General features: G+C 39.7%; 16 protein-coding genes, 1 tRNA gene and 1 pseudogene. 16 read left to right on the top strand and 2 right to left on the bottom strand.

Annotation, left to right across the window (positions count from 1 at the left end; all coding sequences use genetic code 11):
• The first annotated feature begins 5 nt into the window (after window positions 1–5).
• The 3 genes from CEF17_RS20090 to CEF17_RS14050 all read left to right on the top strand — a co-directional run bounded on the left by CEF17_RS20090 (window position 6) and on the right by CEF17_RS14050 (window position 1,661).
• Entirely contained in the window at window positions 6–164 is a 159-nt protein-coding gene (locus CEF17_RS20090; protein ID WP_157843046.1) for a hypothetical protein, read from the top strand.
• A 55-nt stretch (window positions 165–219) separates the two neighbouring features.
• Window positions 220–295 (top strand) — tRNA-Ala (locus CEF17_RS14055).
• A 268-nt stretch (window positions 296–563) separates the two neighbouring features.
• Complete coding sequence (locus CEF17_RS14050) at window positions 564–1,661, top strand: AI-2E family transporter (protein ID WP_100400081.1); 1,098 nt, start codon at window positions 564–566, stop codon at window positions 1,659–1,661.
• Between the two features lie 368 nt (window positions 1,662–2,029).
• On the opposite strand, the gene CEF17_RS14045 is transcribed toward CEF17_RS14050, so the two are convergent.
• Both CEF17_RS14045 and CEF17_RS14040 read right to left on the bottom strand, forming a co-directional pair.
• Window positions 2,030–2,320 (bottom strand): YrhK family protein, encoded by a 291-nt coding sequence (locus CEF17_RS14045; RefSeq protein WP_100400080.1) that lies wholly within the window; start codon window positions 2,318–2,320, stop codon window positions 2,030–2,032.
• Between the two features lie 163 nt (window positions 2,321–2,483).
• Window positions 2,484–2,696: pseudogene (locus CEF17_RS14040) on the bottom strand (EamA family transporter); the annotation flags it as partial.
• Between the two features lie 399 nt (window positions 2,697–3,095).
• Here CEF17_RS14040 and CEF17_RS14035 point away from each other — a divergent pair.
• From CEF17_RS14035 to CEF17_RS13975, 13 genes are all read left to right on the top strand, one after another.
• The gene (locus CEF17_RS14035; protein ID WP_100400079.1) at window positions 3,096–3,599 is read left to right on the top strand and encodes a GNAT family N-acetyltransferase; all 504 of its coding nucleotides are present in this window, start codon (window positions 3,096–3,098) and stop codon (window positions 3,597–3,599) included.
• A gap of 169 nt (window positions 3,600–3,768) precedes the next feature.
• Window positions 3,769–4,272, top strand: a complete 504-nt coding sequence (locus tag CEF17_RS14030; protein ID WP_100400078.1) for an Lrp/AsnC family transcriptional regulator — start codon at window positions 3,769–3,771, stop codon at window positions 4,270–4,272.
• A 104-nt stretch (window positions 4,273–4,376) separates the two neighbouring features.
• Window positions 4,377–4,703, top strand: coding sequence for a DUF3870 domain-containing protein (locus CEF17_RS14025; protein ID WP_100400077.1), 327 nt, complete (start codon window positions 4,377–4,379; stop codon window positions 4,701–4,703).
• A gap of 250 nt (window positions 4,704–4,953) precedes the next feature.
• A complete protein-coding gene (gene lhgO, locus CEF17_RS14020) occupies window positions 4,954–6,168 on the top strand; it encodes an L-2-hydroxyglutarate oxidase (RefSeq protein WP_100400076.1) in 1,215 nt (404 codons plus the stop codon).
• A gap of 264 nt (window positions 6,169–6,432) precedes the next feature.
• On the top strand, window positions 6,433–7,368 hold the full coding sequence (glaH, locus tag CEF17_RS14015; RefSeq protein ID WP_100400075.1) for a glutarate dioxygenase GlaH: 936 nt from the start codon (window positions 6,433–6,435) through the stop codon (window positions 7,366–7,368).
• A gap of 81 nt (window positions 7,369–7,449) precedes the next feature.
• Window positions 7,450–8,565: a ketopantoate reductase family protein gene (locus CEF17_RS14010; protein WP_100400074.1), complete on the top strand. Its 1,116-nt coding sequence runs from the start codon at window positions 7,450–7,452 to the stop codon at window positions 8,563–8,565.
• A gap of 8 nt (window positions 8,566–8,573) precedes the next feature.
• Window positions 8,574–10,253, top strand: a complete 1,680-nt coding sequence (locus CEF17_RS14005) for a sigma-54 interaction domain-containing protein (protein WP_100400921.1) — start codon at window positions 8,574–8,576, stop codon at window positions 10,251–10,253.
• Window positions 10,254–10,438: 185 nt separating this feature from the next.
• Window positions 10,439–11,590, top strand: a complete 1,152-nt coding sequence (locus CEF17_RS14000; protein ID WP_100400073.1) for an acyl-CoA dehydrogenase family protein — start codon at window positions 10,439–10,441, stop codon at window positions 11,588–11,590.
• Between the two features lie 12 nt (window positions 11,591–11,602).
• Window positions 11,603–13,234 carry a long-chain-fatty-acid--CoA ligase gene (locus CEF17_RS13995; protein WP_100400072.1) on the top strand — a complete coding sequence of 544 codons (1,632 nt, stop codon included), beginning with the start codon at window positions 11,603–11,605 and terminating at the stop codon, window positions 13,232–13,234.
• Window positions 13,235–13,263: 29 nt separating this feature from the next.
• Window positions 13,264–14,130, top strand: a complete 867-nt coding sequence (locus CEF17_RS13990; protein ID WP_100400071.1) for a 3-hydroxyacyl-CoA dehydrogenase family protein — start codon at window positions 13,264–13,266, stop codon at window positions 14,128–14,130.
• A gap of 38 nt (window positions 14,131–14,168) precedes the next feature.
• Window positions 14,169–14,948, top strand: a complete 780-nt coding sequence (locus CEF17_RS13985; protein ID WP_100400070.1) for an enoyl-CoA hydratase/isomerase family protein — start codon at window positions 14,169–14,171, stop codon at window positions 14,946–14,948.
• A gap of 12 nt (window positions 14,949–14,960) precedes the next feature.
• Complete coding sequence (locus tag CEF17_RS13980; protein WP_100400069.1) at window positions 14,961–15,365, top strand: PaaI family thioesterase; 405 nt, start codon at window positions 14,961–14,963, stop codon at window positions 15,363–15,365.
• Between the two features lie 13 nt (window positions 15,366–15,378).
• Window positions 15,379–16,152, top strand: a complete 774-nt coding sequence (locus CEF17_RS13975; protein ID WP_100400068.1) for an electron transfer flavoprotein subunit beta/FixA family protein — start codon at window positions 15,379–15,381, stop codon at window positions 16,150–16,152.
• Window positions 16,153–16,161 lie beyond the last annotated feature (9 nt).

Here is a 16,161-nt window from a genome sequence, read left to right as displayed (position 1 = left end):
AGAGAATGATTCAAGCACTGATTTTTGGGATTGCCGTTTTTTTAGGGTGGATCCTTCTCGATTGGGTGAAAGAAAAGAAGCTGAGAAAAGAAAAAATAAGAGAAGCGGCGGTTACTGCTGTATTTGGGGTTATTGGCTGGCTGATTCTTGACTTTATTTTATAAATTGACAACTTAAAGAAAACAATATATAATAAAACATATCTGAATAATAGGAAATGGGGCATTAGCTCAGCTGGGAGAGCGCTACACTGGCAGTGTAGAGGTCAGCGGTTCGAGCCCGCTATGCTCCACCATACATAATTACAACGTAACCTTTGAGGTTACGTTTTTTTGTCTTTTTCACTCAGTATATCTTTGTTCGCCCCATACTTGAGACTATATTCGTTACCGTAAGGTGTGTGTTTAATAAATAGGTTTCTTTGCAGAACTTGGTTTCATTGATTTCCTGATCCGATTTGTCATATAGTTAGTTAAAGGTGGAAAATTACTCCTGACTTTAAGGGTATCCTGCTTTTTTAGTTTCTTTGAATACTGTCCTATTTATTTTGCAGGAGTGGTTACATGTATAATAAGTTTTTAAAAACTGGGTCGGCAATTATTATTATTTTTTTAATTATTTATTTAGGGACGCTCATTGACTGGATCTTTATCCCTCTGCTTGTATTCTTCCAAACAGTCTTTTTTCCCATTGTAATAGCAGGAATACTATTTTACATATTTAGGCCTATTGTTCACAGGTTGAGTAAGAAAATACCGAGAACACTTGCGATTTTACTATTATTTTTCGGCTTTGCCGCTTTAATTGTAGCTCTCCTTTCACTTATTGTTCCTGAGATAGAAAATCAAATGAATAGTCTAGTCAACAGCATGCCAGTAATTATTTCTGAAATGCAGCAACTGCTTATACAAATTCAGCAGCATGAACTGGTCCAACGATTTGATTTAACGGAATTCTTTCAAGTTGAAGAGCAGGTAGAGCAAGCAGGATCTATTATTAACAACATTATGTCGAATATTGTACCTAACACTTTAAGCTTTGTCGGTGCCGTGTTTAATGTATTAATCGCCCTGTTTGTTATTCCTTTTATTCTTTTTTACTTGTTAAAAGAAGGGGAAAAGTTTCCAAATAGTATTCTTCGTTTTATTCAGGAGAAAGATAATAAAAAAGAAGCGAGCCGTATTCTTAGTGGTATGGATAAGATGTTAAGTAATTATATCCAAGGAATTCTTATCGTTTGTTCCTTTATAGGAATTCTTTGTTACATTGCATTTACGCTTATTGGGTTGGATTATGCATTAATTCTTGCGCTCTTTGCCATGATTACCAACGTAATTCCATACGTCGGTCCCTGGATTGGTGCGGTGCCTGCCGTTATAGTCGGGATCTTGCAATCTCCATTTATGGCTCTGCTTGTGATTATTATTATTGTGATCATTCAACAAATTGAAAGCATTCTGCTTCAACCACAGGTGATGGGCAAAAAGCTTTCAATGCACCCGGTGACTGTATTGATTTTAGTGCTTGTAGCGGGACAATTTTTGGGTATTGTCGGGATGCTGCTTGCCGTTCCGACGTATGCCGTCAGCAAGGTATTTGTCACCCATCTCCATCGGCTATGGCAAGTGAAACAACAGGAAAATAAGCTTAAAGATACCTAACAATCGTTGTGGGAAAATGAACGGTTGATGAGAGAGTAATCTTAAAAAGATAATTATACAGAACTAAGAAGAGCGGCTGCATTTCCTATGTCACCGCTCTTCTTTGTGTAATTTTATACCTTAACACCCAGTGCAAGTGTCTTTAATATGTAGGCGAGTTTCCTCTCCTTCACCAATAATTTGATACGCCTCGTTTCCTGCGAAACAACCTTTATGGTAACCACCAGGTGTAGAGAACCCTGTGATAAGTAAGAGTTCAACTCACTGTCCTATAAAAGGTGATAAAGAAGAAAGAAGATATTCAGAAGGAGGAAGCTGGGAGGGGTAAGGGCAGATAAAACATAAAAGCAGGACCCTTCAAAACGAAACTAACCGTCTGTGGTATACGTGTCTTTGTCGGTTATATCTTTTCGTAAAGAAGTATTGCGAATCAGTCTAAGAAGAGGGCGGATAAACAAGAAAATACTTCCTAGTAAATAAGCCACCATGCCAAATATTTCTGTTTGAGAAGAAAAGTTCAGCAAACTTCCAATAACAAATAAGATGCCAATGAGCAGGTCGTTAATGACAGTAATGACCTTATATCTTCTATAAAAATACAGCCGAAAGCGTCCTGCTTTTACATCTAGATACTCTTTTCCTTCTTGAATTTGCGGCATAAAATCCTCCTTTCTCAAACTGGACAAGAAGAATAATACCCGTTCAAGAAGGGAAGTAAACTATTTACATGTCTTGAGAAGACAAAGCCAGACGCAGAAGAACTACCATTATATTAATGAAACTACAGAGGACCCGCGTTAATGTGAATTACTGGAAAAATACTCAATTGGACTGCTTCACACTAAATACGGTGATTGTAAGGAGGATGATTACCATTCCAAAAACTTGAATGGTTGTCAAATGATCTCCAAGAAGCAAAACGCCAAATAATGAAGCTGTTACCGGCTCTACCATAGCGACCATCGAAGCAGTTGTCGGGGTAGTCCGCCGAATTCCAATTACATAAAATATAAATGAAAGTCCAGCCCCCACTAAAAGCTTAAGAGAAACAACATATCTTTTTGTTATAATAATTCTTTAAGCCCGTTCTACGGCTCCATCTTCTTAACTGATAAATTAAAATTTCGATATAAAAAGCAAATTAAATTATGAATTAGCTGATGATCATGCTATTGTTTCAATGATAGAAAAAAACTGGAGTTAGTATCGTACTTGAAAGTGTCCTGCCGGCATATGCGGATATCTGTTTGCTTCTTATAGAAGAAGAGAGCTGCAGGGTAAAGACATTGCTGCTTTCAAAAAGGCAATCCCCCCGCATCCAAGAAATCTACCAGGTACGTAGAACAATGCCAATGGTTAGTCAGCTGTAACTTTCACTTTACTGAATAAAAGTTATTTTTGCTTGAATTTTAGTACATAGCACAGGAGGAACTCATGATTGACATACGAGAGGTAAAACCAGAGGAAATTGATAATGTAGCCGCATTTTTGCTCCCCACCATGGCAGAAGTTTATCCTTTTCCTTTAAGCGATAACGCTAAAAAAGATATTACCGAGATGGAAAGACTGTTTATTAATAATGATAAAGCCATTTTTTTAGCAGCTTTTTCTGAAGGGAATGTTTTGGGAACAATTGCTGTCCGGCCATATGACGACAGAATTACCGCTTTACAAGGGCGGTATTGCTTACCGGACACCTGTGAAATTATTAAATGTTACGTAAAAAGTGATAGCCGCAAGCAAGGAATTGGTTCAAGGTTATATGATAGAGCTGTCAGGTTTTGTGTCGAATCCGGCTATCAAACAATGTATCTTCATACACATGAGTTTTTACCTGGAGGACTAACTTTCTGGGAGAAGAAAGGTTTTTTAATTGTGAGAGATGAGAATGACAGGCTGGAGACTGTTCACATGGAAAAAAAGGTAGCTTTCTGCTGAATCCATGTCTGCTTTTTAAGTCTGCCTGTTGCTAAGAGAGTTCGACATTTTTCATAGTGTATTTGTATGTAATAAAAGCGTCAAAAAGTGCCTGGATAATACCTTGTAAGACATAAAATGATTACCTATAATTGTAAATATTACATCCTTTAGATGAGGAGTGGGGAAAATGCAAGAGCTGGATAAAGTGGATTTTTCTATCCTGGGATTTTTGCAGGAAAATGGGAAACGCCCTTACAGTAATATTGCTGATATACTAGGGGTTAGTGAAGGGACAGTCCGTTCCCGCGTTAAAAAAATGCAGGAAAATGGGGTCTTTGAATTTGTGGTTCATACGAATCCTGACAAGGTGGGCCTACATGTTCAGGCAATTATCGGTTTCTCAACACAGCTGGGGAAACAAGAGGATATTGCCATAAAGCTTAAGAGCTTTCAGGAAGTCCGTTTTGTCGGAGCTTTTTCCGGTATGCATGATTTAATTATACAGGCTTATTTTAGAAACAATGAATCCCTCGTTCATTTTGTGAATCATCAATTATCACAATTAGAGGGGATTCAATCAATAGATGTCAGCGTGGAACTAAAGGAATATAAAGATTCTTTTTCATATGTTCTCCCAGAAGGCAAGGATAAGGAGAGCGGCATGGAAGCAGATTCAAAGAAAGCTATCTAACAGTAAAAAGAGCAACTCTCTATAAAACGATTCATAGCAGGCAGAGTAGAGTTGGTTCTCTCCTTTATAATATAGAATAAAAGTGTGGAAAGGAGTAAAAGTACATGGAAAATGGCAACATTGCATTTATTGCCGGCCATGCAAGACTTCCAGAAGGCATGGCGGCGCAAAGTGTGTTTAATACGTTGACAGTTACAGCAGAAGTAGACAGAAAGTATGGAGTGATACTTCAAGCCTCCTGTACTCTGGCGACAGAACATGGAAGGGAATATATTCATCATTTGTTAAGAGGATACAGTCTCAAGGACAGTGTAGAAATTATACTAAGAGCGGTGGAAACCCACTATCATGGAAAAGCAAAGAACGCAATTTTAGCAGCCATTAAAGATCTACATATTCAGTTTCATACACACTTTCTAAGAAATAAGTAAACAAGTCTGAACATTGACATAATTTCAAAAGGAGTATACAGTATTAGGTGGATACTCCTTCTCTTCTAGTCAGGCAGCCCCTGACAGGGCCAGAGAAGGGAAAGGTAAAATTTTTTTAATCATACTGAGTAGCCTATGATTCTTCAGGAAGAGTGAAGAGCATTTACAAATAGGTTATAGCCAGTCACCCCGCCTGAAAAAGGAGAAGACTGGCTTTTTTGCATTTTAATCAGGGAATAGGAGGAAGCTAATGTACGATTATGCGATTATAGGTGGTGGAATTGTTGGCCTTTCTGTAGGGCACTCCCTAACAAAAAGGTTCCCTGGGGCCTCCATTTTAATGATTGAAAAAGAAGAAAGCTGGGCCTCTCACCAAACTGGTCATAACAGTGGCGTTATTCACTCTGGAATTTATTATAAACCAGGAAGCTACAAAGCAAGGTTCGCAAAGGCGGGCAATCAATCGATGGTAGAGTTTTGCCAAGAGCATAACATTGACCATGATGTCTGCGGAAAGGTTATTGTTGCCACTAATGACCAGGAGCTGCCACGTTTAGATAATCTCTACAAACGTGGGTTGGAGAACGGCTTAAACATTAGAAAAATAAGCAGGGAAGAGCTGAAGGAAAAGGAACCTAACGTGAACGGCCTTGCAGCGATTCATGTTCCTTCAGCAGGAATTGTTAATTTCAAGCAGGTCAGTGAGACTTTTGCTTCGCTGATTGAAGAGGGCGGAGGGACAATGCTTCTTAATACTGAGGTTCAAAATATTACAGAGGAGGAGTCCCAGGTAACCATAGAGACACAGCACAGCACCTATCGAGCCAAAACGTTAATTAATTGTGCCGGTCTTCACAGTGATAGAATAGCAAGAAAAACGGGCTATCATACAGACATGAAAGTGATCCCGTTTCGAGGAGAGTATTATACTCTTAAAGAGGAAAAAAGGGGACTTGTTAAAAATCTTGTCTATCCTGTGCCTAACCCAGACTTCCCATTTCTAGGAGTCCACTTTACGAGAATGATAGATGGAGAAGTAGAAGCGGGACCCAATGCAGTTCTTAGCTTTAAACGAGAAGGATACAGAAAGACTGATTTTTTACTTAAAGATTTCATGGAAGTCATGGGGTACAGCGGCTTTTGGAAACTGGCAAGAAATTATGTGAAAGAAGGATCAGAAGAAATGATTCGCTCATTCAGCAAAGCTAAGTTTGTAGAAAGCCTCCAAAAGCTGATTCCTGAAATAACCGGAGATGACTTGGATCCTGCACCGGCGGGAGTAAGAGCACAAGCTTTAAAGGCAGATGGAAGCCTTGTCGATGACTTTCATATTGTGACTGGGAAAAACAGCTTTCACATTTGTAACGCTCCTTCACCAGCAGCCACAGCTTCTATCCAGATCGGTGAAGAAGTGACAAGGTTGATAGGCATGAAGAAAGAAAATGCTCTCACCAGTCAATCATAGTAAATGATAGAATATTTTGAATATATGTTGACATTAGTTTTAAGCTGTTTTACACTGTAATCAGTTACCCATTCACCTTCTCAGGGTAGAACCTGAAGAATCGTGAATGAAGGAATACGCGAATTCACCTATATAACTCTTCAGCTGTTTAGTTACTATGACTCTATTTCCGTAGAGCATAACCAGTAATCTAAAGCCAGTTGTACTGTGCAACCTCACAGTATAGCTGGCTTTTTATGTTTAATTTTAGAGGAGGAATGAACAATGAGTATGCTTGAACAGGATGTAAAAAGAGATTTTGTAAAGGAAGAGAACACGTTTCGAGTAAGTAAGCATCCGCAAAGCAACCGACTGTATCATATTGAAATTAGTGATGCTGTGGTAAGACAATTCTTTTCCGAGCTAAAGGATATGAGCACAGAAAGACTGGAATATGTGCCTTACAACCGATTTATCGCAGCGGCAAAGCTTGAAGAAGTTGCAGGACCCTCTTTTTCCCAAACGATCAACAGTATTCTCCATGACAGGGCATCAGGGGGATTTACTATAGGAGTTAAAGAACAAACGAATGACGTAGCTGAATATATCCTATTCTCCACTGCTTTAAGTCATTTAATAGGAGAGCCCAACTTCGATGCCATGTCAGGAAAGTATTATGCAAGGTTTACCGTGAAGGATACAGATAACAGTGATTCTTATTTAAGGCAGGCTTATAGACGGTTTACCTTACACACTGACGGGACATTTGTAGATGAACCAACTGACTGGCTGCTAATGATGAAAATGGCTGAAGAACATGCGGTTGGAGGAGAATCAAGGCTTCTGCACCTGGATGATTGGAAGGAGCTTGAGCGTTTTACTAAAGATCCTTTAGCTTCTTACGAATTTACTTACAAAGCTCCTGCAAGTAAAAATGTACAAGAAGAAGTAAAACGTAAAACCTTTTTCCTGAAAAATAACAACCCTTGCATTTGCTTTATCGACCAATTTGCTTATCCTGAATCTATTCAACAGGCAAAGTATTTACGTGATCTTTCTTCTTCTATGGAGGAAGATGAAAATGTCATTGAGTTAAACCTTCCTACAGGGAATCTGGTTATGCTGAATAATTTATTCTGGCTGCATGGCAGAGCAGCTTTTGAGAAAAATGTTCACCTTCACAGAGAGCTGCTTCGCCAGCGAGGGCAATTCTTAAAGTAAGTAAATACTGAAGGAAAGCATGCTGGAAGCTTCTGGTATGCTTTTATTTATGGATCTGTAACGGATAAAGGGAAATGTTTTATGGCAGAATCTGCAGGTGCCATACCAGCGTTGTCTCATCTCACCGAGGATGCGAGAGAAAGGCTGGGATGGATTGTCTACTTGAGCCTTTGGGTTCAAAGCAGAGAAGGGCCAGACGAAGATTTTACAAAGATAGATAAAAGGAAATGGTTTCTCCCATATAGAAGAAATGTAAATGACATTTTTAGTCGTAAGGAGGATGCTATGAATATTGCAGTAGTTGGGGCAGGAGCTATTGGAAGTTATCTTGGCGGCATGTTGAGCAATGAAAGAATGAATGTTTCATTGATTGCCAGAGGAGAACATCTTAAGCATATGAAGGAAAATGGTCTGATTTTAAAAACAAACAACCACGAAAAAACCATAAAAGCAACGTTTACTGATTCTATGGATGTCATAAAAGGGGCAGACCTTATTTTGTTTACGGTTAAATCACCGGATACGTTAAAGACAGCCAGGGAAATGATGCCTTTTGTCAAAAAGGAGGCATCAATCCTTACCTTTCAAAATGGAGTGAGCAACGAAGAAGTATTAGCTGATCTTTATGGAGAGAAGCAGGTGTTATCTGGTGCTGCACATATTTCTGCCCAGGTAGATTCTCCAGGCGCAGTGAAACAAGAAGGGAATCATTTATTTTTTATTGGAAGTCTATCAGATGATAACTGTCAAAAAGCGGATGAGGTCGTTCAGTTGTTTGAAATCAGCGGGATCAATACAAGGTCAAGCGACCGCATCATTGAAAGAAAATGGCGAAAGTCTCTTTGGAATGTCACTTTTAATCCTCTGTCTGCTGTAACTGGAGCTGCTGTAGGCGAGATATTAGATTCTCCTGAATTAAATAAAACAGCAGAGCTGGTATTAAAGGAAATCGTAGAAGTAGCAAAGAAAGCAAATATTAAAGTGACTAAAAAAGCAATAGATCAAGTATTCGCTGATGCCGCCTTAGTACGACATCACAAAACCTCTATGCTTCAGGATAGAGAAAAGGGCAAGCCCATGGAGGTTGAAGCATTATGCGGGTATTTCGTTAAAAAGGCGAGAAGGTTAGAAGTGGATACGCCTGTTTTGGAAACGCTTTACTCTATATTGACGTTTATAGATGTAAGGAAAGGCTGATGGCTCCCATGAGTATATTCCATTTCCCGTTTGCTTCATTCACTACTGATCATGAAACTACCATACAGTCCTTAAACGAAGCTGCATTTGAACTTTTCCAGGGGAAAGTCACAGCGGGTGACAACGCTGATTCTGTCTTTTCTGATTTTCGCACTGATCAAGAATCATTTTTAGGGAAACTGCAAGATCAATGTTTTCTATTTTTTATGCGAAAAACAAATTATCCTTCTACTAATGGCATTTTTAACTATATAGCAGTGCCAGGGGAAGAATACGCTGGAATGAAGGAGAAGATTAAGGAACTTAATAAGTCAAACCGTGAGCTCGATGCCATCATTGAAAGCTCCTATGATGGTATATACATCACAGATCATGAAGGAAATACATTAAAAACAAATTCAGCCATAGAAAGAATATCAGGCATCCCCAAACACTACTACATAGGAAAAAACGTCCATGATCTTATGAAAAGAGGGATATTAAAAGAATCCGTCACCACAAAAGTATTGAAAGCAAAAGAAACGGTGAATGTCGTACAAAAGAATTTTAATCAGAAAAAAACGGTAATGACGGGCAGCCCTATTTTTAATGAAAACGGGGAAATTGAGAAAATTGTAACCAACATTCGAGATTTGTCAGAATTAAATGAGCTGCATGAACAACTAAATGAAGTACAGCAATTAAATAAAAAATACGAACAGCAGCTTGAAAGGCTTAAAGCCTATACAAAGGAAGATCCTGAGGTAGTAATTAAAAGCGAAAAGATGCTGGACCTCTTTAACACCGCAGAAAGATTAGCTCATGTAGATACGACGGTGCTCATTTTAGGAGAAACGGGTGTAGGGAAAGATGTATTAGCCAGGCACTTGTATCGCGTGAGCAATCGCTACGACAGTGGAAACTTTATTAAAATTAATTGCGGTGCTCTTCCTAAAGACTTGCTGGAATCTGAATTATTTGGATATGAGGCCGGGGCCTTTTCAGGAGCCAGCCGCTCAGGAAAACCCGGGTTGTTTGAAATGGCAGATAGAGGTTTTTTATTTATGGATGAAGTAGGAGAAATGCCCGAACCACTGCAGGTGAAGTTTCTCAGGGTCCTTCAAGAAAAGGAGATTCAGCGAATCGGTGGAACAAAAACAAAAAAAGTAGATGTTAGAGTAATAGCAGCCACAAATAAGGATTTAAAAAAGATGGTAAAGGAAGGGACGTTCCGAGAAGATCTATATTACCGTCTGCACGTAGTGCCGGTTTTTGTGCCGCCACTCAGGGAGCGAAAAGAAGATATTTTGCCTTTGGTGCAGTCCTTAGTTAATAAATACAACAAAAAATATGAAATGAATAAAACAGCAGACCGTACATTAACAGAATTTTTTCTAAGGTATCACTGGCCTGGGAACGTCAGAGAGTTATCTAATCTGGTTGAACGTATGATGATAACCTGTCCCGCAAAGAGTTTATCCTTTGACGACCTTCCAGACGAATATAAAGAAGGATATGAATATGTCCCCGAGAGTACATTACTTCCTTTAAAGAAAAGCGTGGAAGAAGCAGAAAAAAAGGTATTATCTACAGCGGTAAAAAAATGGTCTACAACTTATGAAATTGCTGAACACCTGGAAACCAGCCAGGCAACAGTCGTAAGAAAACTAAAAAAATATGGACTTTCTATTGATACGGAAACCCTGTAATTCATTTTTGGTTCATAATACAAAAGTGAATTACAGAAAATAGAGTTAATTCAGAAAATAATTCAAAAATGAATCTTCGGTTTTTGCTTGAAATATGAAAGCGCTGTTATATAGCGCTTTTTTATTTGGCACGAATCTTGCTTATATATAAGGTGTATGAAAAAGAACATAAGGAGCGTGTCAAAATGGTAGCTACAGCTAGCGAAGTGTCTCAAATGAAAACGATGATTCGAAACTTTGTGGAAAATGAAGTAGAACCTTATGCTCAGCAAATAGAAGAAGAAGATAAAATACCTCAGCATCTTGTAGAGAAAGCGAAAGAATTAGGGCTTTTTGGCCTCAGCATTCCAGAAGAATACGGGGGAATCGGCCTTGATACATGCGGGAAGGCCGTAGTGCTAGAGCAGTTAGGCAGAACACATAATGGATATGTTTCGTTAATTAGCGCACATACAGGAATCGGCAGCACGGGTTTAGTAAGGCTGGGATCAGACCACCTTAAACAAAAATATCTTCCGGATATGGCATCAGGTAATTTAATAGGAGCGTTTGCCTTGTCAGAACCGGGAGCCGGATCTGATGCAACAAACTTATCCACCCGGGCAGAAAAGGCAGGGAATAAATGGATACTAAATGGAATGAAACATTTTATAACCAATGGTCCCATTGCAGACGTTATCACAGTGTTTGCTGTAACTGATAAGGAAAAAGGAGCCAAAGGCGGCATTACCGCATTTTTAGTTGAAAAAGATTTCCCAGGGTTTAGCGTGGGAGCGGAAGATAAAAAAATGGGTCTCCGAGGTTCTTACACTTCACAGATCATATTTGAAGACTGTGTGGTGCCAGAGGAGAATGTGATTGGTGAAGTAGGAATGGGATATGTCTCTGCGTTAACAATCCTGGGCGAAGGCAGGGTAGGCCTGGCCGCACGAGCTGTAGGATCTTCAGAGAAGCTGATTGAAATGTCAGCTGAATATGCCTTAGAGCGAGTACAGTTTGGACAGCCTATAGCAGATAACCAAGGAATTCAATGGATGCTTGCAGATATGGCTACAGAAACAGAAGCTGCCAAGCAATTAACAATGAATGCGGCAAGGATGATTGATGAAGGTAAAAAAGCAATCAAGGAAGCATCAATGGCAAAAATGTACGCTTCAGAGGTATTTAACAAAGTAGCAGATAAAGCAGTTCAAATTCATGGGGGTATGGGTTACATTGCTGAGTATCCAGTTGAAAGATTTTACCGGGATGCCCGAATTACAAAGATTTATGAAGGAACAAATGAGATTCAGAGAATAATAGTCGCCAAGCACATTCTAAATGAAGCAAAAAAATAAGGAGGAAGAAGATTGAAAAAACGTTGGCATGCTTTTTATCCAGAGGATATTCCTGAAGAAATTGAAATACCTTCTATTAGCCTCTATGAACTCTTAAACAGGTCAGCGAAGGATTACCCGGAACAAGCAGCGATAATTGATGACAATCAAACAATTTCCTATCAGGAGTTTAAGGAAAAGGTAGATTGTCTTGCTGCTTCGTTATCTCAGCTTGGGTTTAAAAAAGGAGACCGGGCTGCACTGATGTTTCCTAACTCAGCTGAATATTGTGTTTGTTATTATGCAGTCCTTCGATTAGGAGGTATTGTTGTCCAGGTTAACCCGATGTATCAAATAGGGGAGCTGGAGTATTTATTAGAAAATTCACGGTCTTCCTGGTTTTTTAGTAACTACTTTCAGCGAGGGAAGATGTCAGAAATAAAAATCTCACAGATTACAAAAAATATTTATACCGTAAACGATGAAAAAGACACTTTAGGTGAAGAAGAATACAGCCTGTATGACTTGATAGAAAGGGGCCAATCTAAGGAGGTTCCTGAAGTATCTATTGCACCGAAAAAAGATTTGGCTGTCCTTCAATATACTGGAGGAACGACTGGAAAAAGCAAGGGTGTAATGCTCACTCACTTCAATTTAGTAGCGAACGTGTATCAAAGCTTCATTTTTACAACAAACGGTTTAAAGCGTCCCGGGGAGAGAGTGTTGGCGGTGTCACCATTTTTTCACGTGTACGGTATGACTAGTTGTTTAAACCTTGGAGTGATGAGGTCCGCTGCAATTATATGTATGAAACGGTTTGATATCGATCATTTTATTGACATTATGAAAAAGCATAAACCCACCCTGTTTTCCGGTGTTCCTACCATGTATATTGCGATCATCAATCATCCTGAAGCATCACCGGAAATCTTACGTTCATTAAAGAGATGTATTTCCGGGTCTGCCCCAATGCCAGTTGAGTTAATGAGAGAGTTTGAGGAGAAAACCAATTCACCAATCATTGAAGGATACGGGTTATCAGAATGTTCACCAGTATCTCACCGGAATCCAGTAGGGGACCATCGAAAGCCGGGAAGCATTGGAATACCGCTGCCTAACACTGAAGCGAAGGTTGTGGAGCAGCATAATGGAGAGGAAGAAGTACCTGTTGGAGAAGTAGGAGAACTCGTGATAAAGGGACCCCAAGTCATGAAAGGCTACTGGAATAATGAAGAAGAAACATCTCTTGCCCTTCGTAATGGCTGGTTGTATACGGGTGATTTGGCCACCATGGATTCTGAGGGATACTTCTATATTGTTGGAAGGAAAAAAGATTTAATTATCGCGAGTGGCTACAATATCTATCCAGCAGAAGTCGAGGAAGTTTTATATGAACACCCTGCGATAAAGGAAGTATGTGTGTTTGGCGTACCAAGCTCTTACAGAGGGGAAACCGTAAAAGCTGTGATTGTACCGAGGGATAACATGAATCCTGAAGAAGAGGAGATTATTGAATGGTGTTCCACAAGACTGGCACGCTACAAAATTCCAAAGGAAATTGCTTTTCGCAGCGAACTTCCTAAAACTACGGTCGGCAAAGTGTTAAGAAGAAAACTAGTAGATGAAGAGATTACCAAGAGCAAGGAACAGATGAATAACCCTTAAGAAGAACAAAAAAATGGAGGGCTGCAACGATGAGTGTTGACCAAATAAAAGAAATCGGTGTCATAGGTTCCGGAGCGATGGGTTCTCAAATTGCAATGGTAGCTGCACTATCTGGATTCGACGTTAAGCTGCAGGACATTAATGAAGAGAGCCTGGGACAAGCCGAAAAAGAGCTGCGGTTCCGGTTAAATAAAAGGGCAGAAAAAGGCAAGGTTTCTGAACAGGAAGTAGAGGAGGCTTTTTCCCGTTTAACCTTTTTATCTTCCCTGGAGGATGCTGTAAAAAACAGTGATTTTGTTATTGAAGCAATTATTGAAAACGTTGAAGTGAAAAAAGAACTTTTCGAAAAGCTGGACAAGCTTGCTCCTCCACATGCCATTTTATCGACAAACAGCTCTACGATTGTCAGTTCTAAAGTTGCCCACCATACTAATCGGCCAGAAAAAGTTTGCAACTTTCACTTTTTTAATCCGGCATTGGTCATGGAAATGGTCGAAGTGGTTCAAGGTCCTCATACGTCAGAAGAAACAGCTCAAACCGCTTTTGAATTAGCGAAGAAATTAAATAAAACACCTATTCTTTTGAAAAAAGAAATATCAGGGTTTGTGGCGAACCGTATCCTTGGAAAGGTAATGAATGAAGCCATTTATCTGTATGAAAATGAAATCGCGACAGCAGAAGAGATCGACCTTGCCTGTACAAAAGCATTAAACCATCCGATTGGTCCCTTTGCATTAATTGATTTAACGGGATTAGATGTTCATTATAGCGTGAGAGAGCAACGATATAAGGAATCTGGCAATGAAGAGGATAAACCCTCACAGATTATTATAGATAAAGTTAACAAAGGAGAGCTAGGGAGGAAGACTGGCAAAGGATTCTATTCTTATAGCTGAAATATTCAAAACTTTCAAAATGAAATCAGGAGGTACAAATGACATTTCAACACATTTTAGTCGAAAAAGAAGAGCAGCTTGCGTTAATTACGATTAACAGGCCGGAAGTTAGAAATGCGATTAATAAAGAAACGTTAGATGAGATTGTGACTTCACTGGAGAGCATAAAAAACGATGATCAAATCAGATGCGTTATTTTTACTGGGCAGGGAGAAAGATCATTCGCTGCAGGCGCAGACATTTCCCAGCTAACAGAGAAAACAGCTTCAGACGCCTTAACAAACAATGGCATGCAGCAAGTTTATGATTACATTGAAAGCTATGAAAAACCAACGATTGCCATGGTAAATGGGTATGCTCTTGGAGGCGGATGTGAGCTTGCAATGGCATGTGATATTCGGGTGGCTTCTACTGCAGCTAAATTTGGATTACCTGAGCTAAACCTTTCAATTATCCCCGGAGCAGGAGGTACACAAAGACTGTCAAGACTTGTTGGAAAAGGGAAGGCCATGGAATGGATTCTTACTGGAAAAATCATTTCCAGCGAGGAAGCCATGCAATTTGGATTAGTAAGTGACACCGCATCTCCTCAGGAACTATTTGAGAAGACAAAGGCCATTGCTGACCAAATCCTCGCAAAGGGCCCATTGGCAGTGAAGCTGGCCAAGCTATCCGTTCACTCAGGTTATGAAACGGACATGAAAACGGGATTGATGATTGAAAAGCTCTCACAGGCAATCTTGTTTAACTCGGATGACAAGAGAGAAGGGACCACAGCATTTTTAGAAAAAAGAAAACCAGAATTTAAAGGTGTATAAGGAGGAGATCCTATGTCCGGTTCGTCGCAGACCCTAAGACAACGCTTTGAAACAAGTCCTTTCTTTTCTCACTTAGGTTTTGAAATATTGGACGCTGGAAAAGACGTCATTTTATTAAAACTGCCAATAAAAAAATATTTGTTAAACACGAACCAGACAGTGCATGGCGGTGTCTACGCTACGATGCTTGATAACATTATGAGCCTGGCAGTGCGGCAGGCTGTGGAGAAAGATATTGTGACCGTTAACATGAATATTAATTTTTTAGCCCCAGTCAAAGAAGGAGATATCGTGGCATCTGCAAAGATTCTTCATCAGGGGTACCGGATTGTAACGTGTGAGAGTGAGATGTACAGCCATGAAGATGTACTGCTGGCAAAAGGCACAGGGACATTTAAAGTGAAAAAATCTACATAAGGAGGTAAATAAGATGAATGTATTTGTAATCATGAAAAGAACCTTTGACACTGAGGAAAAAATAGTAATTAAAAATGGAATGATCGATGATGACGGAGTTGAATTTATTATTAACCCTTATGATGAATATGCGATCGAGGAGGCTATACAGCTTCGAGACAAGCATGGTGGAGAGGTAACAGTAATCACAGCGGGCGATGAAGATGCTGAAAAGGAACTAAGAACGGCTCTCGCCATGGGAGCGGACAAGGCGGTTTTACTAGATACAGAGGATGTAGATGAGGAAATCGACCACTTCACCATTTCTGAAATATTAACAGCCTATTTAAAAGACAAGGACGCAGATATTATTTTAAGCGGGAATGTGGCGGTAGATGACGGGGCAGGACAGGTTGGTCCCCGTATTGCTGAAAGACTGGGCATCAACCAATTAACTACGATCACAAAGCTCGACATTGAGGGACAAGCAGTAACAGCAGAAAGGGATGTTGAAGGGGATATTGAAATTGTTGAAACCTCTCTCCCGTTGCTTGTTACTTGTCAGCAAGGGTTAAATGAACCAAGATATCCTTCCTTGCCAGGGATTATGAAAGCGAAGAAAAAACCATTAGAAACATTGGATCTGGATGATTTAGATCTTGAGGAAGAGGATGTAGAAGCTAAGACTTCCACGACAGGAAGGTTTTTACCCCCGGAAAAAGGAGAGGGCAAAATCCTGGAGGGAGAAATTGAAAATCAAGTCCAAGAGCTTGTAAAGCACTTGAGAGAAGAAGCAAAAGTTATTTAATGGAGGGAT

Origin of the sequence: Bacillus sp. FJAT-44742, assembly GCF_002797315.1 — a bacterium.
Classification (GTDB): Bacteria; Bacillota; Bacilli; order Bacillales; family Marinococcaceae; genus Thalassorhabdus; species Thalassorhabdus alkalitolerans.
The sequence above is the reverse complement of the archived record's forward strand: the minus strand, read 5'-3'. Positions and strand labels throughout refer to the sequence as shown.